The sequence below is a fragment of the Streptomyces sp. NPDC007901 genome, from assembly GCF_042959465.1.
In the GTDB taxonomy this organism is placed as follows: domain Bacteria; phylum Actinomycetota; class Actinomycetes; order Streptomycetales; family Streptomycetaceae; genus Streptomyces.
This window is the reverse complement of record NZ_JBIBKW010000003.1, coordinates 96,022-119,423: the sequence shown is the minus strand read 5'-3', so window position 1 is coordinate 119,423 and position 23,402 is coordinate 96,022. Positions and strand designations below refer to the sequence as shown.

The following is a 23,402-nucleotide window of genomic DNA, read 5'->3' as shown; positions in this document are numbered from 1 at the left end:
CCGTGACGGAAGGCACCACCTCCGCCGCTGCCGAGGGTGCAGACACCCTGACCCGCCTGGAGCAGGAGGGCGAGATCGCGGCGGACTACCTCGAGGGTCTGCTGGACATCGCCGATCTCGACGGCGACATCGACATGGATGTCGAGGCCGACCGCGCCTCCGTGTCGATCATCTCCGACTCGAGCGGCCGCGACCTGCAGAAGCTGGTCGGCCGCGACGGCGAGGTGCTGGAGGCGCTCCAGGAGCTGACCCGCCTGGCCGTGCACCGGGAGACCGGCGACCGCAGCCGGCTGATGCTCGACATCGCGGGCTACCGTGCCAAGAAGCGTGCCGAGCTCTCCGAGCTGGGCGCCAAGGCCGCCGCCGAGGTCAAGAGCACCGGCGAGCCCGTGAAGCTCAAGCCGATGACCCCGTTCGAGCGCAAGGTCGTGCACGACGCGGTCAAGTCCGCCGGACTGCGCAGCGAGTCGGAGGGCGAGGAGCCGCAGCGGTTCGTCGTCGTACTTCCCGCCTGATCGGTCCCCACGTTTCACCGGCCCCGTCTGTTGAGCAGGCGGGGCCGAACTTTGTCAGCCTGGTAGTTCTGGTGGCCGGTGCGCGGAGCGCCGGCGCTGTACGGAAGGACGGTCCCCGTGACGGAGGCTGCGGAGCTCCCCCCGGCGCCCGAACAGGCGCGGGAAGTGTTCGGCGAGCGCTTCGCCGATGCGGTCCGCTACGCGGAGCTGCTCGCCGAGGCAGGTGTGCAGCGTGGTCTGATCGGCCCACGGGAGGTGCCCCGCCTGTGGGAGCGGCATCTGTTGAACTGCGCGGTGCTCTCGGAGGCCGTCCCTGAAGGGGTGACGGTGTGCGATGTGGGCTCCGGTGCCGGTCTGCCGGGCATCCCCCTGGCTCTGGTCCGGGACGATCTCAACATCACCCTGCTGGAGCCGCTGCTGCGCCGCACCAACTTCCTCACCGAGGTCGTCGAGCTGCTGGGCCTGAACCATGTGACCGTCGTGCGTGGCCGGGCCGAGGAGGTCATGGGTAATCTACCCCCGGTGCATGTGGTGACGGCCCGTGCCGTGGCCCCGCTGGACCGGCTGGCCACCTGGGGCATCCCGCTGCTGCGTCCCTACGGCGAGATGCTCGCCCTGAAGGGGGACACGGCGGAGGAGGAGCTGAAGGCGGCGTCCACCGCTCTGACGAAGCTCGGCGCGGTGTCCACGTCCATCCTGCATGTGGGTGAGGGTGTGGTGGATCCGCCCTCCACCGTCGTGCGGGTGGAGGTCGGGGAGAGCCCGGGCGGTGTGCGCTTCGCGGCCAAGCGGGCGAAGGCGGCTCGTACGGGCAGGGCGCGTAGGCGCCGCTGATCCGTCCTGCGGACGAGACGTACTCCACACAAGCTGCCAAACCTACGCATGACGGAGTGTCGCGGCTTTTCGGTCGCGCTTGCTGTGCATCGTGTTTCACGTGAAACGTCGCTCACTGCTGCACGGCATCATCGGTCGGACCCGCGCTGCGGCCGAACCACGCGACCGAAAATCTCTCGGAGCCCTCGGAGAGGGGGCCTCTGGTGACACTCCGTCCCCTTCTAGGGGCGCGGAGTTGTCCACAGAGGTGGATTTCTCCACAGAACAACAGGCCTCACTGGTTCACGACCCCGAAGACATGGGAGGCTCTGTTCATTGCGAGCCTGAAGTCGAGGAGAGTGAATCCTTGCGGTCCGACGCCAACATCGCGGGACCGATGACCGATCCGGTCCCCGGTCCCCGTACCGAGTCGATGGGGGCGGATGTTTCACGTGAAACACCGCCTCCTATGGACGACACTCCCATCGGTCGTGCTGCCCAACTCGCGGTGGAGGCTCTGGGCCGCGCCGGCGAAGGCCTGCCACGTCCGGAGCAGACCAGAGTCATCGTGGTCGCCAACCAGAAGGGCGGCGTGGGCAAGACGACGACCACCGTCAACCTTGCCGCGTCGTTGGCCCTCCATGGCGCCCGCGTACTGGTGATCGACCTCGACCCTCAGGGCAACGCGTCCACAGCGCTGGGGATCGACCATCACGCCGAAGTTCCGTCCATCTACGACGTGTTGGTCGAGAGCAAGCCGCTGGCCGAGGTCGTCCAGCCGGTGGTGGACGTCGAAGGCCTCTTCTGTGCCCCCGCCACGATCGACCTCGCCGGTGCGGAGATCGAGCTGGTGTCCCTGGTGGCGCGGGAGAGCCGGCTTCAGCGGGCGATCCAGGCCTACGAGCAGCCGCTGGACTACATCCTCATCGACTGCCCGCCCTCGCTCGGCCTGCTGACAGTCAACGCACTCGTCGCGGGCGCCGAGGTGCTCATCCCGATCCAGTGCGAGTACTACGCGCTGGAGGGCCTCGGCCAGCTGCTGCGCAATGTCGACCTGGTGCGGGGGCACCTCAACCCCACCCTGCATGTGTCGACCATCCTGCTCACCATGTACGACGGCCGGACGCGTCTCGCTTCCCAGGTCGCGGACGAGGTGCGCAGCCACTTCGGCGACGAGGTGCTGCGGACGAGCATTCCCCGCTCGGTCCGTATCTCCGAGGCGCCGAGCTACGGGCAGACGGTACTGACCTACGATCCTGGATCGAGCGGTGCCCTCTCCTATCTTGAGGCGGCCCGAGAAATCGCGCTGAAGGGCATCGGAGTCAGCTACGACCCGACGCAGGCCCATATCGGCGCCCAGACGAACCCGAGCATGGTGGAGGGGATCCAGTGAGCGAGCGACGGAGGGGGCTGGGACGCGGTCTCGGCGCACTGATCCCAGCTGCACCGACCGAGAAGACCCCGGCTCAGACGGCGGTGGGGGGTGCGGTAGCCCCGTCCCCCGCGGCGGTCCCGGTGCTGACGACCGACCGTGGTGTCGCCGCGGCCAAGGTGACGACACTGCCGCCGGTTTCCCATGAAACCGAGGAGCCGTCGGTGTTCGGCGGAGGCGCGGAGGCGCCCGTTTCTCCGATGGGCGCCCACTTCGCGGAGATCCCCCTCGACGACATCACGCCGAACCCGCGTCAGCCGCGTGAGGTCTTCGACGAGGACGCTCTGCAGGAGCTGGTCACCTCCATCCAGGAGGTCGGCCTTCTCCAGCCCGTCGTCGTACGGCAGTTGGGCCCCTCGCGCTATGAACTCATCATGGGTGAGCGGCGCTGGCGGGCCTGCCGTGAGGCCGGCCTGGAGGCGATCCCGGCGATCGTCCGCGCGACGGACGACGAGAAGCTCCTTCTGGACGCGCTGCTGGAGAACCTGCACCGGGCCCAGCTGAACCCGCTGGAAGAGGCCGCCGCCTACGACCAGCTGCTGAAGGACTTCAACTGCACGCACGACCAGCTGGCCGACCGCATCGGGCGATCCCGCCCGCAGGTCTCCAACACCCTGCGGCTGCTGAAGCTCTCGCCGGCGGTCCAGCGCCGGGTGGCCGCCGGAGTCCTGTCGGCCGGGCACGCCCGGGCGCTGCTCTCCGTCGACGACTCGGAGGAGCAGGACCGGCTGGCCCACCGGATCGTGGCCGAGGGGCTGTCGGTGCGGGCCGTCGAGGAGATCGTGACCCTGATGGGTTCGCGGCCTCAGGCGACGACGCGAGCCAAGGGTCCGCGGGCCGGCGCCCGGGTCTCCCCGGCGCTGACCGATCTGGCGACGCGGCTCTCGGACCGCTTCGAGACGCGGGTGAAGGTCGACCTGGGGCAGAAGAAGGGCAAGATCACCGTCGAGTTCGCCTCGATGGAAGACCTTGAGCGCATCCTCGGCACGCTCGCTCCGGGCGAGGGGCCGGTCCTGCACCAGGGCCTCCACGACGGCGACTCCGCGGGCTCCGAGGAGTCCGAGGACTGACCGGCCCGAGTGGGTTCCCGCTCGGTCGACCTCCTGTCACTCAGAGAGCGGATCGTGTCCGGTGTGTACCGGAACACGGTCCGCTCTTTGCTTTCTGACAGTTTCGATGGAATCGCTGTGTGGATACGATGCGTTCGGGTATGGCGCATCCACCCGGCAGCTGGCAGCACCTCCGAGGGAGAGGCGAGAGCCATGCGAACGATGAGCCGCACCGGCCTGGTGAGCGCGGGCCTGGGACTGGGCGCGACCGTCGGCTTCGTCGGCAGTCTGCTCAGGGAACGCAGCGCTCTGACAGCCGCTCGCGATGCCGCGGGCGAAGGAAGCGAGGAACAGCCTTCATGGGGCGTCGGCTCGTACCGCTCACCCTGGACAACCTTCAGGACCTTCCCCAGCGCTGTCGCTCGTGTGTCTTCTGGGAACTGGACCCCGTCAGCGGCGAAGCAGCGGTAAGGGCGGGTAGGGCTGCCCTGGAGAAGGAAGCCTGGATCTCCGCCGTCCTGCTCGACTGGGGATCGTGCGGCCGGGTGGTCTATGTCGACGACGTACCGGTCGGCTTCGTGCTCTACGCCCCGCCCGCCTATGTCCCCCGGTCCACGGCGTTCCCCACGAGCCCGGTCTCACCGGACGCAGTCCAGCTGATGACCGGCTTCATCATGCCCGGCTATCAGGGGCAGGGGCTTGGACGGGTGATGGTCCAGACGGTCGCCAAGGATCTGCTGCGGCGGGGCTTCAAGGCGATCGAGGCGTTCGGCGACGCCCGCTACAAGGAGCCGGCTTGTCTGCTCCCCGCCGATCATCTGCTCGCCGTGGGCTTCAAGACGGTCCGCCAGCACCCCTCGCACCCTCGGCTGCGGCTGGAGCTGCGCACGACGCTCTCCTGGAAAGAAGACGTGGAGCTGGCGCTCGACCGGCTTCTGGGGGCCGTACAGAAGGAACCGGTGCTGCGACCGCTGTGAGCCGTCCGGAGGCCGTCCGCCCAAGCAAATGGGCCAACCCCGAGGGGTTGGCCCATTCGTGTTTCACGTGAAACATCACTCGGCGATGAAGTCCTCAAGATCGCGGACGAGCGCGGCCTTCGGCTTGGCACCGACGATGGTCTTGGCGACCTCGCCACCCTGGTAGACGTTCAGGGTCGGGATCGACATGACGCCGTACTTGGCCGCCGTGTTCGGGTTCTCGTCGATGTTCAGCTTGACGATCTCGATCTTCTCGCCGTGCTCGGCGGCGATCGCCTCGAGCGACGGGGCGATCTGGCGGCACGGGCCGCACCACTCGGCCCAGAAGTCGACCAGGACGGGCTTGTCGCTCTTGAGGACGACCTCTTCGAAGTCGGCGTCGGTCACATGCTTCAGAGTGCCGGCCACGGCGGGCTCCTTTACTTGATCGTGCGGTGGGGCGGAAAGGGGAGGATCAGACGGTGGTCTTCTCGAGCTCGGCCTTCTCCTCGTCCGCGAGGGCGGAGAGGAAACGCTCGGCATCGAGAGCAGCGGAGCAGCCGGTACCGGCCGCGGTGATCGCCTGGCGGTAGGTGTGGTCCACCACGTCACCGGCGGCGAACACACCCGTCAGGTTGGTACGCGTCGAGGGCGAGGCGACCTTGAGGTAGCCCTCCTCGTCGAGGTCCAGCTGGCCCTTGAAGAGCTCGGTGCGCGGGTCATGGCCGATCGCGATGAACAGACCGGTCACCGGCAGGTCCGAGAGCTCCCCGGTCTTGACGTTGCGCAGCTTCAGGCTGGCCAGCTTCTGGTCGCCCTGGACCTCGGCGACCTCGCTGTCCCAGGCGAACTTGATCTTCGGGTCGGCGAAGGCGCGCTCCTGCATCGCCTTGGAGGCACGCAGGGTGTTCCGGCGGTGGACGATCGTCACGGACTTGGCGAACCGCGAGAGGAAGGTGGCCTCCTCCATCGCGGTGTCACCGCCGCCGATCACAGCGATGTCCTGCTCCTTGAAGAAGAACCCGTCGCAGGTGGCACACCAGGAGACACCACGGCCGGAGAGCGCGTCCTCGTTCGGCAGGCCCAGCTTGCGGTGCTGGGAGCCGGTGGTGACGATGACGGCCTTGGCCTTGTGGACCGTGCCTGCGGTGTCGGTGACGGTCTTGATCTCACCGGTCAGGTCGACGGAGACGATGTCGTCCGGAACGAGCTCGGCGCCGAAGCGCTCGGCCTGCGCCCGCATGTTGTCCATGAGGTCGGGGCCCATGATGCCGTCGCGGAAGCCCGGGAAGTTTTCCACCTCGGTGGTGTTCATCAGCGCACCGCCCGCGGTGACAGCGCCCTCGAACACGAGGGGCTTCAGCGACGCGCGCGCGGTGTAGAGCGCCGCCGTGTAGCCGGCGGGCCCGGAGCCGATGATGATCACGTTACGGACGTCGCTCACGGCTTGATTCCTCGTCTCTGGTCTACGTCATTCGACCGGTGGGAGTTTCCTCAGAAGCTCTCACCCCACCCAACGGATCCTACGGGGCCCGCATTCCCGGTGTGTCCGGGCACACGGGCATCCCACACCGTACGGATTTCCACGCCGGGACGAGACGATGCGTTCTCCTCTGGGTCCATCGAGGACGGGCGCTCAGGGACGGGTCAGGGACTCCGTCAGGAAGACCTTGCCGGGGGAGGCGGACCCGGTGCTGTCGCAGGACGCGTCGACGACGTATGCCGTCACCTTGGAGGCATCGGAGGTGTCGGGGAGTACGACGAGGTAGGCGTCTTTCCCCTCGTACTTTCCCTTTTTCGCGCCGAGGGCAAGGTCGGTCTGGCTGATGCCCTGGCGGACGCAGACAGGCACCTGCGTTGTGGGCGCGAGTTTGATCGTCGGGCTTTGCGTCGAGCTCGGCCGGCCGGTGTCCTGGGACTCGACGCCGAAAGGCTTCTGGGAGCCCCGCTGCGTGTTCGTCTTCGTGCCGAGGAGGTCTTTCACCTGGCCCTGAAGGGTGTCCTTGGAGAAGGTCCCGGCGGAGTCCGTCGGCTTGCTCTGAGCGGTAGTGGTCCCGTCGCCGCCGCCGAGGGACTGGAGGAAGAAGGAACCGGCGCCGAGGACGGCGGCGGTCAGGACAGCGCCGAGGGCGATCGTCCGCCGGCGTCGGCCGCGGCCACGCCCCCGGTCCTTGCGGCCGGGACCGGCGGAGGCACTCGGCCGCCCGGCGGGGCGGTCCCCCGAGGACGACATCTCGCGGGGCGATGTTTCACGTGAAACATGAGTCACGGATGCCGTTGCGTCGAGCAGAGCTTCGGCGGCGAGCGCGGCGTCGATCCGGCCCGCTACATCGGCCGGCATGAGCGGTGGATCCGGCAGATCGCCTAGCAGACCCCGGATCTCCTCCAGTGAGGCGTGGACGTCGGTGCACAGCTCGCACTCGTCCAGGTGCTGTCGTACTTCCTCCGTCCGAGCGGGTGGAAGCAGACCCTCGGTGAGGTCGGAGATCTCCGCGACGTCCGGGTGCCCGGTCGCGTCTGTCGTCGAAGTCATGCTCGCCCACCTCCGCCCTTCACTGCGGCTGAATCACTCGGCCCGGTGTCCTGCGGGCCCCGGTCCTGACGACCCGCTGCGGGTGGGACGGATGTCCCCTCCGCCCGGTTCCGTGCCGGGTCCGGGTCATCTTCGGCATCGGTGTTTTCCGGCCGTAGATGGGTGAGCAGTGGGAGGAGTCTGGCTCTGCCGCGTGCGCAGCGGCTCTTCACCGTCCCGGTGGGGACGTCGAGGATCCGGGCCGCCTCGGCGACCGGGTAGCCCTGCATGTCGACCAGGACGAGGGCGGCCCGCTGGTCGTGGGGCAGGGTGCCGAGCGCTTCCAGGAGCTGGCGGTGCAGATCGTTTCGCTCGGCGGGAGCGGAGGCCGATTCATGCGGCTCCAGCAGCTGCTCCAGCCGCTCGGTGTCGTCGACGGGGGCGGTCTTGCGGGAGGCCGCCTTGCGGGCCCGGTCGAGGCAGGCGTTCACCGTGATCCGGTGCAGCCACGTTGTGACGGCCGACTGGCCCCGGAAGGTGTGGGCGGCCCGGTAGGCGGACACCAGGGCGTCCTGGACGGCGTCAGCGGCCTCCTCGCGGTCCCCCAGGGTCCGCAGTGCGACCGCCCACAGCCGGTCCCGGTGCCGCCGCACGATCTCACCGAAGGCATCGGGGTCGCCCTCCACATGGCGGGTGAGCAACTCCTGGTCGCTCACCCCGCCGTATCCGGCACCCTCCGCCATCTGCCCCCTCCGCCTACGGTGAGACGTCAGCCTGTGAACTTCACTTCGGTGATGGCCTGCTTGTAGCCGGCTCCCGAGTACGCGGCGGGGTCCTCTCCCGAATTCGGTACAGCGGTGATCCACACGAGCACGTACTGGCTCTTCACCTTCTTGCTGACCTTCACCGAGGCGGTGTCGCCGCTGGTCGTCACACTCCCGATCTTCGTCATCGAACCCAACGACGACGGGGTCAGCGAGTCGGCCGCGTACAGCTCGACCGTTGTGTGATCGCCAGCGTAGCGAAGCCCGATGCTCGCCGCGCTGACTTCCCGGGCGGAACCGAGGTCGTACACGATGCCCACACCCGGCTTGTACGGCGCGAGCTCCGGACCTTCGTTGAAGGTCTTCGTCCGCCAGTAGGTCGAGGTGCTGCCGTCGTAGGTCAGCTTCACGTCGCCCGGGTGCTGGGCACCGCCCTCGGCGACGTACTCCTCGGCGCCTGCGATCTTTATCGCGGCGGCGGGCGTGGGGCTGGCGCTGCTCTTGTCGCCGTCGTCCGTCGTCTGGGTGTTGTTGGTGTCGTCGGACGCACCGCCCTGGTTCATCAGGGCGTCCGCGAGCTGCCAGCTGCCCAGGCCCAGAGCGGCGATGAGGAGGGCCGAGACGGCCCACTTCAAGGCCTTGCCGGTACGGCTCTGGAGCGGGGGCGGTGGGGCCTGGAGCGGCTGGGTCGCGCCGGGGGGCGTGGGGCGGCCGTAGGTGCCCTGCTGGTACGTGGTGCGCTGGTAGTCGGGCGGCGTGGTGAAGGCCGGCTCCGGCGGCCGGATGCGGGGCATCTCGCCGATCGCCTTCACCAGCTCCTCCGGCGTGGTGCACGCGGACTCGTGGCGGGAGGCGGTGGCACCGTCGTTGACGAGGGCGCGCATGGCGAGCTCGGACAGCCCGCGGTGGACCCCGGCACGCACCTGGTCGGGTGCGATCAGGCCGACGTCCTTGGGTAGCCCCGGCAGACCGTAGGCGTCGCTCTGGTAGGGCCAGCGCTGGGTCAGCGCCGCGTACAGCAGGGCGCCGATCGCCTCGGTGTCGGTGCGCTGCGGGGTGTCGGAACTGATACCGCGCAGCGCCGCGTTCACCGCGAGCCCGCGGATGCGCCACTGGCCCGTGGAGGTGCGCAGCACGGCGTTGGGGTTGAGGCGGAGATGGGCCAGCCCCTCGCGGTGCGCGGCCGCCATCGCCGAGGCGATCTGACTCACCATCTGGTAGGCGTCGTGCGGCTCCAGCGGGCCGGCCGCGAGCAAGGTGCTCAGCTCCGTGGCGTCCGGCAGCCACTCGTGCACGACGTAGGCGAGGTCGTTCTCCTCGACGGCGTCCAGGACCTGTACGAACCGCGGGTCGCCCAGCAGGGCCGCGGAGCGGGCGGCGGCCAGCACCGCACGGGTCCGTGGATGGTCGGCGGGCAGGACGTGGACCCCGACGGCACGCCGGAGTTTTTCGTCGACCGCACGCCAACTGCTGAATCCGTCCAGACGGGTGACGCACTCCTCGAGGCGATAGCGTCTGGCGAGCTTGTGACCGCTGTGCAGTTCGGGAGGTGAGGTCTTCTTCCCGGGGCCCGCGGCCGTGCCGCTCCCCTGTGCCTCGTCGCTGTCCGTGTCCTGCTCCGGGTTCTTGGCCACCCCGTCGGCCGTGGACTGGTCCGCCTTGGCGGTCAGCGGCTTGTCACCGCTGTTGTCTGCCACGTCGACGGCAGCCGTGCTCCGTTCCGCCACCGTCGTTCCTGCCTCCCCATCCGTTGCACGCTGTCCGACGCCGAAATCAATTGTGCCCACAGTCCCCCGCCATGCACGACACGCGGCGGCGAACGATGGTTGTGCGCTTGCCCCCGCTTCAGCGACCCAGACGCCCGCGCACCATACCCACGAGGGAGTTGAGCTCCTCGATGCGCATGCGGCGCGCGGCGACATAGAAGACGCCGAGCAGCACGGCTCCGCCGACCACCAGCGCGGCGAAGGAACCGATCACACCCTGCCCCAGAGTGTGACCGATGCCGAAGCAGGCCGCACCACTGAGCAGCGCGGCCGGCACGGAGGCGATGCACAGTCTGGCGTACGTGCGGATGACCCGGGTGCCGTCCAGGTCGCCGCCGAGCCGCTTGCGCAGCCGCCGCCAGGCGACCCCGACACCGATCGCGTAGGCCAGCCCGTAGGAGGCGGCCATGCCCGCCACCGCCCAGCGGGCCGGCAGCAGGAGGTAACAGGCGACCGAGGCGCCCGCGTTGACGGCGGCGACGATGACCGTGTTGTAGAAGGGGGTGCGGGTGTCCTCGTACGCGTAGAAGGCGCGCAGGACGACGTACTGCACCGAGTAGGGGATCAGGCCGAGGGCGAAGGCCATCAGCATGAAGCCCATGTTGGTGGCCTCGCTGACGCCCGAGGAACCGAAGATCAGGGTACACATCGGGATGCCGAGCGCCAGGAAGCCGAAGGCGATGGGGACGATCGCGACGGCGGTCGTCCTGAGCCCCTGGGAGATGTCGTCGCGGACGGCGCCGCCGTCGTTCTCGGCGGCCGAGCGCGAGATGCGGGGCAGGAGGGCGGCCATCAGGGAGACCGTGATGATGGCCTGCGGCAGGCCCCAGATCAGCTGGGCGTTCGCGTAGGCGGCGAAACCGGTGCCGTCGACCGGGGAGTGCTTGCCGGCCGAGGTGGACAGCTGGGAGACGACCAGGGCGCCCGCCTGGTTGGCGAGGACGAACAGCACGGTCCACTTGGCGAGGGTGGCGGCCTTGCCGAGGCCGTGGCCCTTCCAGTCGAAGCGCAGCCGCAGCCGGAACCCGGTCTCGCGCAGGTAGGGGATCATCGCCAGGGCCTGGACCACCAGGCCGAGCAGCACGCCGAGGCCGAGCAGCCGCTGGCCCTCCGGCGGGATGGTCGTGACCTTCATCCCGGAGTGGGCGGCGGTGCCGTACACCCAGATGAACAGGCCGAGGGTGACGATGATGACGATGTTGTTGAGGACCGGGGTCCACATCATCGCGCCGAACTTGCCCCGCGCGTTGAGGATCTGACCCATCACCACGTGGATGCCCATGAAGAAGATCGAGGGCAGGAAGTAGCGGACGAAGGTGACGCCGACCTCGTTGGCCGCCGGGTCGCTGGCGACCGAGTCGGACAGCAGGCGGATGAGGAAGGGCGCGGCCGCGATGGTGGCCGCGGTGAGCAGGCCCAGCGCCACCATCACGAGGGTCAGCAGCCGGTTGGCGAACGCCTCGCCGCCGTCCTCGTCCTCCTTCATGGCCCGCACCAGCTGCGGCACGAACACGGAGTTGAGGCCGCCGCCGACGGTCAGGATGTAGATCATCGTCGGCAGCTGGTAGGCGACCTGGAACGTGTCACCGAGCAGACCCACGCCGAGCGCGGAGACGATCAGCGCGGAGCGGACGAAACCGGTGAGGCGGGAGACCATCGTGCCGGCCGCCATCACGGCACTGGACTTCAGCAGCCCCGTGGCTTTCCCGCCCTTCTTCGCGGGCGCGGCCGCCGGGGTCTCGGTCCGGGCGGGTGCCGGGGGTGCCACGGGTGCGGCGCCGAGGTTCAGGGTCTGGTCGGCCGCGGGTGTCGGGGCCGGAGACCGGTACTGCGGCGCCGGGGAGGGACCGGCGGGGGCGCCGGCCGGGCCCGGCACCGACGGGGGCTCGGACGGCAGACGTCCGCCGCCCTGCTGTGGATCGCGGTAGCCGCCCTGCTGCTGGTCCCGGAAGAGGTGCGCGAAGGCGTCCGGTTCGTGGCGCTCCTCGCCGGAGTGCGTGACCAGGTCGTCCACGCCCACGAACTGGGTCGTGCGCGGGTCGTCGCCGTATGGCAGGTACTGGGCCGGGCGCTCCGGCTCGGGCGCCGGGGTCTGGGCCCACACGTGCGGGTCGGGGGCGTAAGGGGACTGGGCGGGCTGCCCGTACAGCGGCTGCTGCGGGTAGGTGCCCGGGGGCGGCGGGGGGTGCGCGGCGCGGTCGTAGAGCGCCTCCGCGACCGGGTCCTGGGCGGAGAGGTCCTGTGCCCGGTAGGGGTCCTGGTCGTAGGCGTCCTGGAGGTACATGTCAGCCGCGTGCTGCGGCGGGACCTGGCCGGGCTCCGGCGGCGGCTCGGGGTAGCCCGAACCGGCCGCGCCCTGGCCGCGTTCACCGTCGTACGGCGCGTTCATGGTTACCCCACCTCATCGTCCCGGGCCACACCGGCCACGACATCGCTCAACGGTCCACTCTCTCACCCGTTTCCGACGGGTCGGCGCTTTCCGGTGCGGTGTCCGGTGTCGGGTCACTCGGCTGCTCCGGGTCCTCTTCCCCGGACCGGGCCGCGGACTCCTGCGGGAGACGATCGTCACGAGTGTCGCGGTTCTCGGGCTCGTCGGTGCCCTCGGGTCCGTCGGACTCGGGGGCGTCCGGGGCGGCGCCGGCCTCGTCGGGACCGTCGCTCTCCTCGGCCTGGCGGGCGGTCGCCCGCTTGCGGTGCGTGTACATCCGGAAGCCGGCGAGTACCAGCAGCAGCACACCGCCGCCGATGACCAGCATCACGGTGGGGGTGACCTCGGTGACCTTGACGTCGAACTTGACCGGGTCGCCGTACTCCTGGCCGTCCTCGGTGTAGAGCTGGGCGGTGACCTCCACCCGGCCGTTGGCATTGGCCGAGGTGGAGAACTTCACGGACTGGCTGTGACCGCCGGAGACCTCGACGGGCTGCTCGTAGTAGGGCTTGCCGCCGATCTCCAGTCGCGTGGGCATCGACGAGGTGAGCCGCAGGACGAGGTGGTCGACGCCCTGGACGAGGTTGTTCTGGACCGTGACCGGGATGGTGGCGCTGCGGCCGGAGAGCTTGGTCTCGGACTTGTCGATCAGCTTGACCTGGCCGATGAGGTCGTCGAGCCAGGTCTCCACGCCCGTGCGGAAGGTGTCCGCCTCGCTGCCGTGGCCCCGCCACGACGTGGACATCTCGCGGTTTATGGCCCGCCCGAAGGGGGTCACCACCCGGGACTCGTCAGTGAGGATCACCTGGAAGTTGTCGAGCTTGTCCTGGGTGCGGGCGATCTGCTCGAAGGCCGTCCGGGGCAGCTCCTGCTTGCGCAGCGAGGACGGGTAGGCCGACGACGACGGGATCTTCGTGGTGGCGCCCGGGTCGGGCTTGTCCTTCGCGGCCGAAGCGAGGTCCTGGAACTGCGACCAGTTGCCGTCCTGCAGCGCGGTGATCGCCGTCGCCATCGCCTGGGCCTGGCTCGCCGACGGCATCCGCTGCGGGGCGATGACGATGCTGCGCTGCTTGCCGGTCTGGGTGTTCAGCGCCAGGCTCTGGGCGAGGAACTTCTGCACGGAGAGAACGGCCGAGTCGGCGTTGGTGAGATCGCCCTCGAACGCCGTGGACAGCCGTGCGTCCGCGACCACCGCCGTCGTGCCGCCACCGATCGGACGCGCCGCCGAGGGCGTGTAGGTCAGCCCGCCGGTCTCCTGGAGGCTGTCGCTGCGGGCGATCACCTTGTCGGCGCCCGCCGAGGTGGCGACCTTGATGATCGACGGGTCGACGGCGCCCTCCACGGGCCACGCGAAGTCCGTGTCGGCTGTGACGTGCAGCACGGTCCTCACGGTGGTCGCGGCGACGTCGGTGGCGTCCTTGAGGTGGCTGAGCGAGCCGGTCACGCTGGTGCCGTTGTGGGCGAGGGAGGCCAGGTCCGGGTCGGCGAAGGGGAGAGCCACGACCTCCCTGTCCGCCACCGCGTCCTGCAGGTCGGACAGGAACTGCTTGGCCACCGCCTGATGGGTGCCGGCCGTGGTGCTGTCGCCGGCGCCCTGGATCCGGTAGTTGCGGGTCATCGCGTCGACGGAGGCCAGCAGGTCCGGGTCGATCACCCAGGTGACGTCCAGGTCCTTGCCGAGCGCCAGCATCTGCGCCAGCCGGCCGCCGGGAGAGATCTCCTTGGCGAGGTCGTCGTTGAGGAAGACCGGCGTCTGCAACTCGCCCGCGCCCGTCCGTGCCGTCACATGGACGGTGGAGATCAGCGGCCAGAGATACGTCGTCTTCGTCTTCGTGTCGGCCTCGGAGGACTGCCACGGCAGGAACGTCCGCTGGATGCCGAGCACCTGGTCCCACTGCTGTGCGGAGGTCTGGCCGGACACCGAGACGCCGAACTGGTAGACGCCGTCCTGGCCGAGATCGAGTTTGTCGACCGGTACGGAGACGCTGAAGTGCTCGGCGACCCCTGGGGAGAGTGAGTCGAAGTCCTCGGCGTACTTGTCGCCGACCTCGGTACCCAGGCTCGTCTGGAGGTCGTCGGAGTGCTGGGCGGCCGTGTCGATCGCCGACCGCGTGCTGAGCAGCCCACCCACCCGCAGGCCCACATGGGCGTCCGTGACGGCCTGCTTGCCGTTGTTGGTCACCGTGCCGGAGACGGTCAGCGTGTCCCCGTCGCTGGGGGCGCTGGGGCTGAGCGAGTCCAGGGCGACGGACACCGTGTCCGAGCCGGCCGCCTGGGCCGGCGCCGCGGCCGGCAGCTGCATCAGTCCGGCCAGCAGGGGTGCGCCGGCGAGCAGTGCCCCGGTGCGCCGCAGCCAGCGGCGGGCAGGTGAGGGCGTCCCCTGGAAGTCTGCCGCCTCGGCCACGCGCTCGTCCGTCCCTAGTCGTCGTCAGTGGTCGTCGGAATGTGCGTCCACGCATGGTAACGAGGTGCGCTGAACGGAAGTGCCGCGGTCTGCTCCACAAGATCGGGAAAGAACATCGGCCCGTCCCCTATGTTTCAGTATCGACAGGGGATTCCTGTAGGCGCCGAGCGCTGCTCTTGCGCGGTTATGGAGTGAGCTGTCCCACTCCTTTTACAGGGCCTTCACAGGGCCGCTGCCGGAATATGGCGGCGCTTCGGGCGGCCCGGGCCACGTACCCTTTTCTGTTGTGCCGAACGCCAATGAAGACACTCCTACTGCCCTGAGCCAGGCGCAGCAGCGCGCGGTGAGCGAACTGCTGCGGGTGGCGCCCGTCGCCGACGACCTCGCCCGTCGATTCCAGGAGGCCGGGTTCTCGCTTGCCCTGGTCGGCGGCTCGGTCCGGGACGCGCTGCTGGGCCGGCTCGGCAACGATCTGGACTTCACCACCGACGCCCGCCCCGAGGACGTACTGAAGATCATCCGGCCCTGGGCGGATGCCCTCTGGGAGGTCGGTATCGCTTTCGGCACGGTCGGGGCACAGAAGGACGGCTACCAGATCGAGGTGACCACCTACCGGTCCGAGGCCTACGACCGCACCTCGCGCAAGCCGGAGGTGTCGTACGGGAACTCCATCGAGGAGGACCTCGTCCGGCGTGACTTCACGGTCAACGCGATGGCGGTGGCCCTGCCGGAGAAGGAGTTCATCGACCCGCACGGCGGCCTCGAGGACCTGGCACTGCGCGCGCTCCGCACCCCGGGGACGCCCGAGGAGTCCTTCTCGGACGACCCGCTGCGGATGATGCGCGCCGCCCGCTTCGCCGCGCAGCTCGACTTCGAGGTCGCCCCCGAGGTCGTCGCGGCGATGAAGGACATGGCCGGACGTCTGGAGATCGTCTCGGCCGAGCGGATCCGGGATGAGCTGAACAAGCTGATCCTCTCCGCTCATCCCCGCAAGGGACTGACGCTGCTCGTCGACACCGGCCTGGCCGACCATGTCCTGCCCGAGCTGCCCGCCCTGCGTCTGGAGAGCGACGAGCACCACCGGCACAAGGACGTCTACGACCACACCCTGATCGTCCTGGAACAGGCGATGGCGCTGGAGGAGAACGGTCCCGACCTCACCCTCCGGCTGGCCGCGCTACTGCATGACATCGGCAAGCCGCGTACCCGCCGTTTCGAGAAGGACGGCCGTGTCTCCTTCCACCACCACGAGGTGGTCGGGGCGAAGATGACCAAGAAGCGCATGACGGCCTTGAAGTACTCCAACGAGCTCGTGAAGGACGTCTCACGGCTGGTCGAACTTCATCTGCGCTTCCACGGCTACGGCACCGGAGAGTGGACGGACTCGGCGGTGCGTCGCTATGTCCGTGACGCGGGCCCGCTGCTGGACCGGCTGCACAAGCTGACCCGGTCCGACTGCACCACCCGCAACAAGCGCAGGGCCGCGGCCCTCTCCCGCGCCTACGACGGCCTGGAGCAGCGCATCGCCGAGCTTCAGGAGCGGGAGGAGCTGGACGCGATTCGTCCGGACCTCGACGGCAACCAGATCATGGAGATCCTGGGAGTCCGGCCCGGTCCGGAGGTCGGTCAGGCCTACAAGCACATGCTGGAGCTCCGGCTGGAGAACGGGCCGATGGAGCACGATGCCGCGGTGGCCGCGCTCAAGGAGTGGTGGGCCGCGCAGGGCTGAGAGTGTGGAACGGGGTCATGTTTCACGTGAAACATGACCCCGTCCGGGACGCTGGGGTGCCGGGACGCAATGAGGGGCGATGTTTCACGTGAAACATCGCCCCTCATTGCTGCTTCCTTACTTCGAGTAGTCCTTCAGGCAGAGCAGGAAGTCATCGCTACTCTTCGTCTCCATGTAGGCGTACTGGAAGTCCTTGGCCTTGGTCTCGCAGGAGATCTGGGCGCTGGTGCTGGTGAAAGTGCCGTCGATCTTGGCCAGGACCACGTACTGCGCCTTGCTGGAGCCGCAGTCCACGACTTCGAGGTCCGGGTTGCTGTCGTTGGTGCTGCCGCGGTGCATGCAGTCCCCGACCTTCGCGGTGTCGGCGTCGTTGCGGCTCGCCAGGTAGCCGCCGACGGCCGCGACCAGGGCGACCGCGACGATGACGATGTTCTTGATCGTCTTGGGGCGCAGCTTGCGCTGCGGCTGCGGAGGCATCGGCGCGTACGGACCGCCCTGCTGCGGGAACCCCGGCTGCGGCGGATAGGGAGGCTGTCCCTGGGGCGGGTACGGCGCCTGCGCCTGCTGCGGGTACGGTGCCGGCCCCTGCTGCGGGTAGCCGCCCTGCGGCGGGTACGGAACCTGGCCCTGGGGCGGCGGCGGAGTTGTCACGATGGAAGTCCCCCTGGAGAACATCAGTGCGCAATGCGCGAGTTAAGACCCGCGTAAGTTAGCTGTTGCCACTGACACTGCTGTGAGCAGGCGGCATTCCGTGACGCCGCTGTAACCCTCAGCGGCGTTCAAAGCGGTCCATAGCCCCAGCAACCGCCGCGTAGATCAGGGCGACCGTGATGACGAGGGCGGCGGAGCGGCCGTCCGGCGGGAGCATCAGGGCGGCGACGCCGGCGGCTCCGACGAAGGCGACGTTGAAGAGAACGTCGTACACGGAGAAGATCCGGCCGCGGAAGGCGTCGTCGACCGACGATTGCACGATGGTGTCCGTGGCGATCTTCGCGCCCTGGGTGACGAGTCCCAGGACGAAGGCGGCGACGAGCATGGGGCCGGTCGTGAAAGGGAGACCCAGGGCAGGCTCCAGTACGGCGCCGGACGCGGCGCAGACGACGATCCAGCGCCCGGGGCCGAGCCGCCCCGCGGCCCAAGGTGTCACCACGGCCGCGGCGAAGAAGCCCGCGCCGGAGATCCCCAGTGCCACCCCCAGCAGACCGAGTCCCTCGTCCGGGTCGGAGGAGAGGGCGTAGCGGCACAGCATCAGCACCAGGACGAGCAGTGCGCCGTAGCAGAAGCGCATCGCGGTCATCGTGAGCAGCGCCCAGACCGCCTCACGCCGTCGGGGCGCGGCGAGGTGCCGTATCGCCTCCAGCAGGTCACGAGCCGTGGTGATCACGGCCGTACCCAGGCTTGGCCGCGCCGGATGCCGGTCGGGGCCGAGGAGCCCCGGAGCCATGGTCAGGGAGGTGAGCGCCGCGGCCAGATACAGCGCGGCACCCAGCAGCACCACCGCGGCATCGGAGTCCGAGGCCAGCAACCGGACGGCGAAGGCGAGACCGCCGCCGGCCGTCGCGGCGAGGGTTCCGGCGGTCGGGGACAGCGAATTGGCCAGCACCAGCCGGTCGGTGTCGACCACGCGCGGGAGCGCGGCGGACAGACCCGAAAGGACGAAGCGGTTGACGGCCGTGACACACAGGGCGGAGACGTAGAAGAGCCAGTCGGGGACGTGGCTGATCATCAGCACGGCGGTGACCGCGGCCAGCAGCGCCCGCAGCAGATTGCCGTAGAGGAAGACCTGGCGGCGGCGCCAGCGGTCCAGCAGGACACCCGCGAAGGGGCCCACGAGGGAGTACGGGAGGAGCAGGACCGCCATGGCCGAGGCGATCGCGGCCGGTGAGGTCTGCTTCTCCGGGGAGAAGACGACGTAGGCGGCGAGCGCGACCTGGTAGACGCCGTCGGCGCCCTGGGAGAGCAGGCGCACGGCGAGCAGACGGCGGAAGTTCCGCAGGCGAAGCAGGACACGCAGGTCGCGGACGACAGGCATGGGGCACAGCCTCACATAGGGGACCGCACATAGGGGAAGGGTCCCCGGGTCGGGTGACCCGGGGACCCTCACAGCCCTGGCAGGAGCGATTTGTGGCGAGCTTCAGACCCTCAGCGTGCGGTGTTGGGTCGAGCTATCGCTCGACGTCGCCGCGGATGAACTTCTCCACGTTCTCGCGGGCCTCGTCGTCGAAGTACTGGACCGGCGGGGACTTCATGAAGTAGCTCGACGCGGAGAGGATCGGGCCGCCGATACCGCGGTCCTTGGCGATCTTCGCGGCGCGCAGGGCGTCGATGATGACACCCGCGGAGTTCGGGGAGTCCCAGACCTCGAGCTTGTACTCCAGGTTCAACGGGACGTCACCGAAGGCGCGGCCCTCGAGGCGGACGTAGGCCCACTTGCGGTCGTCGAGCCAGGCCACGTAGTCGGACGGGCCGATGTGGACGTTCTTCTCACCGAGGTCCCGGTCGGGGATCTGGGAGGTGACGGCCTGCGTCTTGGAGATCTTCTTGGACTCGAGGCGGTCCCGCTCGAGCATGTTCTTGAAGTCCATGTTGCCGCCGACGTTCAGCTGCATCGTGCGGTCCAGGACGACACCCCGGTCCTCGAACAGCTTCGCCATGACGCGGTGCGTGATGGTGGCGCCGACCTGCGACTTGATGTCGTCACCGACGATCGGGACACCGGCCTCGGTGAACTTGTCCGCCCACTCCTTGGTGCCGGCGATGAAGACCGGGAGGGCGTTGACGAAGGCGACCTTGGCGTCGATGGCGCACTGGGCGTAGAACTTCGCCGCTTCCTCGGAGCCGACGGGCAGGTAGCAGACGAGGACGTCGACCTGCTTCTTCTTGAGGATCTTCACGACGTCGACCGGCTCGGCCGCGGACTCCTCGATGGTCTCGCGGTAGTACTTACCGAGACCGTCCAGGGTGTGGCCGCGCCGTACCTTCACACCGGTGTTCGGGACGTCGCAGATCTTGATGGTGTTGTTCTCGGAGGCGCCGATGGCGTCCGCCAGGTCGAGGCCGACCTTCTTGGCGTCCACGTCGAAGGCGGCGACGAACTCGATGTCCTTGACGTGGTAGTCGCCGAACTGGACATGCATCAGGCCGGGGACCTTGGACGCCGGGTCGGCGTCCTTGTAGTACTCGACTCCCTGCACCAGCGACGCGGCACAGTTGCCCACGCCGACGATGGCTACGCGAACCGAACCCATTCCGGTTGCTCCCTGTGTGTACGAGTGAGGCCCTGAACGGGTCTCACGTGGCGGTGTCGCCGGGCGTATCCGGCCGGAGGGAATCCCCGGACCGGGGCAGGACGCCCGGCGTTCCATTGGTGGTGTTCTGCTGAGCGGACCCCCCGGAGGCGGGACCCTTCAGGTCCCGTCCGGCCCGCTCGCTCTCGATGAGCTCGTTCAGCCAGCGCACTTCGCGCTCCACGGACTCCATCCCGTGGCGCTGGAGCTCAAGCGTGTAGTCGTCGAGGCGCTCCCGGGTGCGTGCCAGCGAGGCGCGCATCTTCTCCAGGCGCTCCTCCAGCCGGCTGCGACGGCCCTCCAGCACGCGCATCCGCACATCGCGCGAGGTCTGCCCGAAGAAGGCGAACCGGGCGGCGAAGTGCTCGTCCTCGTACGCGTCGGGGCCGGTCTGGGAGAGGAGCTCCTCGAAGTGCTCCTTACCTTCCGCCGTCAACCGGTAGACGATCTTGGCGCGGCGGCCGGAGAGCGGCGCGGCGAGGGCGTCCTCGGCGGTGTTCCCCGGTTCCTCGATCAACCAGCCGCTGGCGACCAGCGTCTTGAGGCAGGGGTAGAGCGTCCCGTAGCTGAACGCACGGAACACACCCAGTGAGGTGTTCAGCCGTTTCCGCAGCTCATAGCCGTGCATCGGGGACTCGCGGAGCAGGCCGAGTACGGCGAACTCAAGGATGCCGGAGCGCCGGCTCATGGTCGCCTCCTCTCGTCCGCGTCTCGCTTATCTCGTTCTGATGTATCGACTCGATACATCCCGACGATAGATCGGGCTGACCCGTGCGACAAGAGGAACGACGGTGAACGGGATCACATCACCGATTCGCAGGAGGCAACTTGCCTGATTTGGTGTGAACTTCGGGGCTCGGCGGGTTTTGGCGGTGCGTAGTCTGTGCGGCATGCAAACCACCGGGAACCACGTGACGCCTGGGGGGCGTCCCTGTCCCCGGTGCAGTACGGGTGAATGCAGGACCGACCACATCCGTACTTCGGGGGGACCGGAAACCAGCCGCCGTTTCCAGGCGCGCACGGGTGCGCCTGCCCGAGGAGTAATCGTTCGATGAGCGAGCACCGTCGCAAACCGCCGCAGCCGCAGGGAGGCGGACGTGCCGCGGCCCGACGCGGCCAGTCCGACCCGACCTCCGGCCGCCGTGCGGCACCGCGAGGCGCCACCGGGTCTCCTTCCGACTCCTATGGGTCCCGTTCCTACGGGTCGGACTCCCGAGGCTCGGGTGGTGAAGAGCGCCCCTACGGCAGTCGTGCAGACGCACGCCGGGCGGCGCAGAGAAGCACGGGAGGCCGCCGCAGAGCGCCCGACAACGGGAGCCGTGGCCCGGGAGGTCCTGCCGGGCCCGGACGAGGCAGAGGCCGGGCGTCGTCGGCGCCCGGCAAAAAGCGTCTGATCGACTACCCCAGAGCCAACCGGTTCGGCTGGCGCCGCTGGGTCCCCTCCTGGAAGCTCGTCTCCGGGCTGTGCATCACCTTCTTCGGCAGCCTGGTGGCGCTGGTCGGCGTCAGCTACGCCATGGTGACCATCCCCAACGAGAACGACGCGGCCAAGTCCCAGAACAACGTCTACTACTGGTCCAACGGCGATCAGATGGTCGCGACGGGTGAGGGTGCGAACCGGCAGAACGTCACGATCGACCAGATCCCCGAGGCCATGCAGGATGCGGTGATCTCGGCCGAGAACAAGAGCTTCTACTCGGACTCGGGCGTCGACCCCATGGGTATCGCCCGTGCCCTGGTCAACATGGCCCGGGGTGGTGAGACGCAGGGTGGTTCGACGATCACCCAGCAGTTCGTCAAGAACACCTACCTCAGCCAGGACCAGACCGTAAGCCGGAAGTTCAAGGAGATGTTCATCTCCATCAAGGTGGGCACCAAGCTCACCAAGCAGCAGATCCTGCAGGGCTACCTGAACACCTCGTACTTCGGTCGTGGCGCGTACGGCATCCAGGCCGCCGCCCAGACCTACTACGGCGTGGACGCGAAGGACCTCACCCCGAGCCAGTGCGCGGTCCTGGCCTCGCTGCTCAAGGGCGCGACCTACTACGACCCCGCAGGCAACACGGACATCGATCCCGCGGCCACCAAGGACGCCAACTACAAGCGCTCCCATGAACGCTGGGCCTGGATCCTCGAGGAGATGCACAAGGACCAGCACCTCACCGACACCCAGTACCAGCAGGCCATCAAGAAGTACCCCTTGCCCCAGGGGCGCAAGGCGACCAAGGGCATGACCGGCCAGATCAGCTACCTCGCCGACACGGCCAAGAAGTACGTCCTCGCGCACTCCAACATCACGGAGGCGCAGTTCGACAAGGGCGGCTTCCAGATCTACACGACCTTCCAGAAGAACAAGGTCAACGCGCTGACCGCGGCCGTGCAGAAGGTCCAGAAGGCGCGGCTGGATCCGAAGAACCGGGAGAAGGACAAGTACGTCCAGTTCGGTGCCGCCTCGGTGGTGCCCAACGACGGCGCGATCGTCGCCCTGTACGGCGGCGCCGGCTACGAGAACAACCACTTCACCAACAACGCCGACACCTCCGGTGTCCCCGTCGGTTCGACGTGGAAGCCGTTCGTGCTGGCCGCGGCCATGGAGTACGGGACGTACAAGACCGACGGTGTCGGGGTGTCGCCGCTGAGCAAGTACAACGGCAACGACAACCTGAAGGTGCAGCGGCCCGACGGTACGTACTACCTGAACAAGGACAACTCGATCTTCCGGCAGAGGAACGAGAGCGACCACGCCTGGGGCTACATCTCCCTGCGCAAGGCGATGGAGCAGTCGATCAACACGCCGTTCGTGCAGCTCGGCGTGGATGTCGGTATGACGAAGGTGCGGAACGTGGCCCAGGCGTCGGGAATCCTGCCCGACAGCATGTCGCAGGACCTGAACCCGTCGTTCGCCATCGGTACCTCCACCCCGAGCGCGATCCGCATGGCCGACGCCTACGCGACCTTCGCGGCCTCGGGCAAGCACACGGACCCGTACTCGGTGACCGCGGTCAAGCAGGACGGCCAGCCGCTGAGCGGGTTCAGCAAGCCGAAGGTGACCACGGCGATGCCCTCGAACGTGGCGAACAACGTCACGGACACGCTGGAGAACGTGATCCAGAACGGTACGGGTACCAACGCCAAGGCCCTGGGCCGTACGGCGGCGGGCAAGACCGGTACCACCGACAGCAACAAGTCGGCCTGGTTCGTCGGCTACACCCGGCAGCTGGCGACGTCGGTGGCGATGTTCCGTGAGAACCCGAAGGACGCCGAGCTGCTCTCCATGAACGGTACGGCCGGCGTGGAGTCCATCCACGGTGGTGACATCCCGACCTCGGTGTGGACCGAGTACATGCAGGCCGCGCTGAAGAACAGCAACGATCTGGGCTTCCCCGACGCGACCAAGATCGGTGAGGTCGCGGACGAGGCGGGGGCTCCCTCCCCGACTCCGACCATCAGCATCACGCCGAGCGAGACGCCCAGTGAGACGCCGAGCGTCACGCCCAGCGAGACGGCCACCTCGCCGTCGCCCAGTGCGACCGAGACCTGCCAGTTCGCCTGGAACTGCTCGACTGACGGCGGTGACACCGGCAGCACCTCCGGTACCACGTCCTCGCCGACGGCCACGGAGACAACCGGCGAAGGCAACACCAGAGGCAATGCCAACGGCGGAGGGAATCTCTTCGGCGGATCGACCGGCTAGCCGCGAGGCCTGACCGGTAGGTGACCGTTTCGCCCGCCGTAGTGTGTTTCACG

Annotated in this window: 18 protein-coding genes; 7 read left to right on the top strand and 11 right to left on the bottom strand. The window is 68.6% G+C overall.

Going from position 1 to position 23,402, the window contains the following annotated elements; genetic code table 11:
* Positions 1–2 precede the first annotated feature (2 nt).
* The 5 genes from ACFZDK_RS10855 (at position 3) to ACFZDK_RS10835 (ending at position 4,786) form a co-directional block, all read left to right on the top strand.
* On the top strand, positions 3–515 hold the full coding sequence (locus ACFZDK_RS10855) for a R3H domain-containing nucleic acid-binding protein (RefSeq protein ID WP_365695068.1): 513 nt from the start codon (positions 3–5) through the stop codon (positions 513–515).
* Between the two features lie 117 nt (positions 516–632).
* Entirely contained in the window at positions 633–1,349 is a 717-nt protein-coding gene (gene rsmG, locus ACFZDK_RS10850; RefSeq protein ID WP_390971692.1) for a 16S rRNA (guanine(527)-N(7))-methyltransferase RsmG, read from the top strand.
* A gap of 298 nt (positions 1,350–1,647) precedes the next feature.
* Positions 1,648–2,721, top strand: coding sequence for an AAA family ATPase (locus tag ACFZDK_RS10845; RefSeq protein ID WP_390972488.1), 1,074 nt, complete (start codon positions 1,648–1,650; stop codon positions 2,719–2,721).
* Complete coding sequence (locus ACFZDK_RS10840) at positions 2,718–3,830, top strand: ParB/RepB/Spo0J family partition protein (RefSeq protein ID WP_390971691.1); 1,113 nt, start codon at positions 2,718–2,720, stop codon at positions 3,828–3,830. Before ACFZDK_RS10845 ends, ACFZDK_RS10840 begins: the two co-directional genes overlap by 4 nt.
* A gap of 338 nt (positions 3,831–4,168) precedes the next feature.
* The gene (locus ACFZDK_RS10835) at positions 4,169–4,786 is read left to right on the top strand and encodes a GNAT family N-acetyltransferase (protein WP_390971690.1); all 618 of its coding nucleotides are present in this window, start codon (positions 4,169–4,171) and stop codon (positions 4,784–4,786) included.
* A gap of 75 nt (positions 4,787–4,861) precedes the next feature.
* Here ACFZDK_RS10835 and trxA read toward each other — a convergent pair whose 3' ends face one another.
* From trxA to ACFZDK_RS10800, 7 genes are all read right to left on the bottom strand, one after another.
* On the bottom strand, positions 4,862–5,194 hold the full coding sequence (trxA, locus tag ACFZDK_RS10830) for a thioredoxin (protein ID WP_089100462.1): 333 nt from the start codon (positions 5,192–5,194) through the stop codon (positions 4,862–4,864).
* Between the two features lie 46 nt (positions 5,195–5,240).
* Entirely contained in the window at positions 5,241–6,209 is a 969-nt protein-coding gene (gene trxB, locus ACFZDK_RS10825) for a thioredoxin-disulfide reductase (RefSeq protein WP_390971689.1), read from the bottom strand.
* 192 nt (positions 6,210–6,401) lie between these two features.
* A complete protein-coding gene (locus ACFZDK_RS10820; RefSeq protein ID WP_390971688.1) occupies positions 6,402–7,298 on the bottom strand; it encodes an anti-sigma factor family protein in 897 nt (298 codons plus the stop codon).
* On the bottom strand, positions 7,295–8,020 hold the full coding sequence (sigM, locus tag ACFZDK_RS10815) for an RNA polymerase sigma factor SigM (RefSeq protein ID WP_390971687.1): 726 nt from the start codon (positions 8,018–8,020) through the stop codon (positions 7,295–7,297). Before sigM ends, ACFZDK_RS10820 begins: the two co-directional genes overlap by 4 nt.
* A 26-nt stretch (positions 8,021–8,046) precedes the next feature.
* On the bottom strand, positions 8,047–9,768 hold the full coding sequence (locus ACFZDK_RS10810; RefSeq protein WP_390971686.1) for a protein kinase family protein: 1,722 nt from the start codon (positions 9,766–9,768) through the stop codon (positions 8,047–8,049).
* Between the two features lie 118 nt (positions 9,769–9,886).
* Positions 9,887–12,196 carry a murein biosynthesis integral membrane protein MurJ gene (gene murJ, locus ACFZDK_RS10805; RefSeq protein ID WP_390971685.1) on the bottom strand — a complete coding sequence of 770 codons (2,310 nt, stop codon included), beginning with the start codon at positions 12,194–12,196 and terminating at the stop codon, positions 9,887–9,889.
* A gap of 46 nt (positions 12,197–12,242) precedes the next feature.
* On the bottom strand, positions 12,243–14,639 hold the full coding sequence (locus ACFZDK_RS10800; RefSeq protein WP_390971683.1) for a DUF6049 family protein: 2,397 nt from the start codon (positions 14,637–14,639) through the stop codon (positions 12,243–12,245).
* A gap of 286 nt (positions 14,640–14,925) precedes the next feature.
* Between ACFZDK_RS10800 and ACFZDK_RS10795 the strand changes: the two genes are divergently transcribed.
* The gene (locus ACFZDK_RS10795) at positions 14,926–16,368 is read left to right on the top strand and encodes a CCA tRNA nucleotidyltransferase (RefSeq protein ID WP_390971682.1); all 1,443 of its coding nucleotides are present in this window, start codon (positions 14,926–14,928) and stop codon (positions 16,366–16,368) included.
* Positions 16,369–16,485: 117 nt separating this feature from the next.
* On the opposite strand, the gene ACFZDK_RS10790 is transcribed toward ACFZDK_RS10795, so the two are convergent.
* The 4 genes from ACFZDK_RS10790 to ACFZDK_RS10775 all read right to left on the bottom strand — a co-directional run bounded on the left by ACFZDK_RS10790 (position 16,486) and on the right by ACFZDK_RS10775 (position 20,343).
* Entirely contained in the window at positions 16,486–17,019 is a 534-nt protein-coding gene (locus ACFZDK_RS10790) for a hypothetical protein (RefSeq protein WP_390971681.1), read from the bottom strand.
* A 118-nt stretch (positions 17,020–17,137) separates the two neighbouring features.
* Positions 17,138–18,400 (bottom strand): MFS transporter, encoded by a 1,263-nt coding sequence (locus ACFZDK_RS10785; RefSeq protein ID WP_390971680.1) that lies wholly within the window; start codon positions 18,398–18,400, stop codon positions 17,138–17,140.
* Between the two features lie 133 nt (positions 18,401–18,533).
* Entirely contained in the window at positions 18,534–19,616 is a 1,083-nt protein-coding gene (locus ACFZDK_RS10780; RefSeq protein WP_355712508.1) for an inositol-3-phosphate synthase, read from the bottom strand.
* 43 nt (positions 19,617–19,659) lie between these two features.
* Entirely contained in the window at positions 19,660–20,343 is a 684-nt protein-coding gene (locus tag ACFZDK_RS10775; protein ID WP_390971678.1) for a helix-turn-helix transcriptional regulator, read from the bottom strand.
* A 363-nt stretch (positions 20,344–20,706) separates the two neighbouring features.
* On the opposite strand from ACFZDK_RS10775, the gene ACFZDK_RS10770 reads away from it, so the two are divergent.
* Positions 20,707–23,349: a transglycosylase domain-containing protein gene (locus tag ACFZDK_RS10770; protein ID WP_390971677.1), complete on the top strand. Its 2,643-nt coding sequence runs from the start codon at positions 20,707–20,709 to the stop codon at positions 23,347–23,349.
* Positions 23,350–23,402 lie beyond the last annotated feature (53 nt).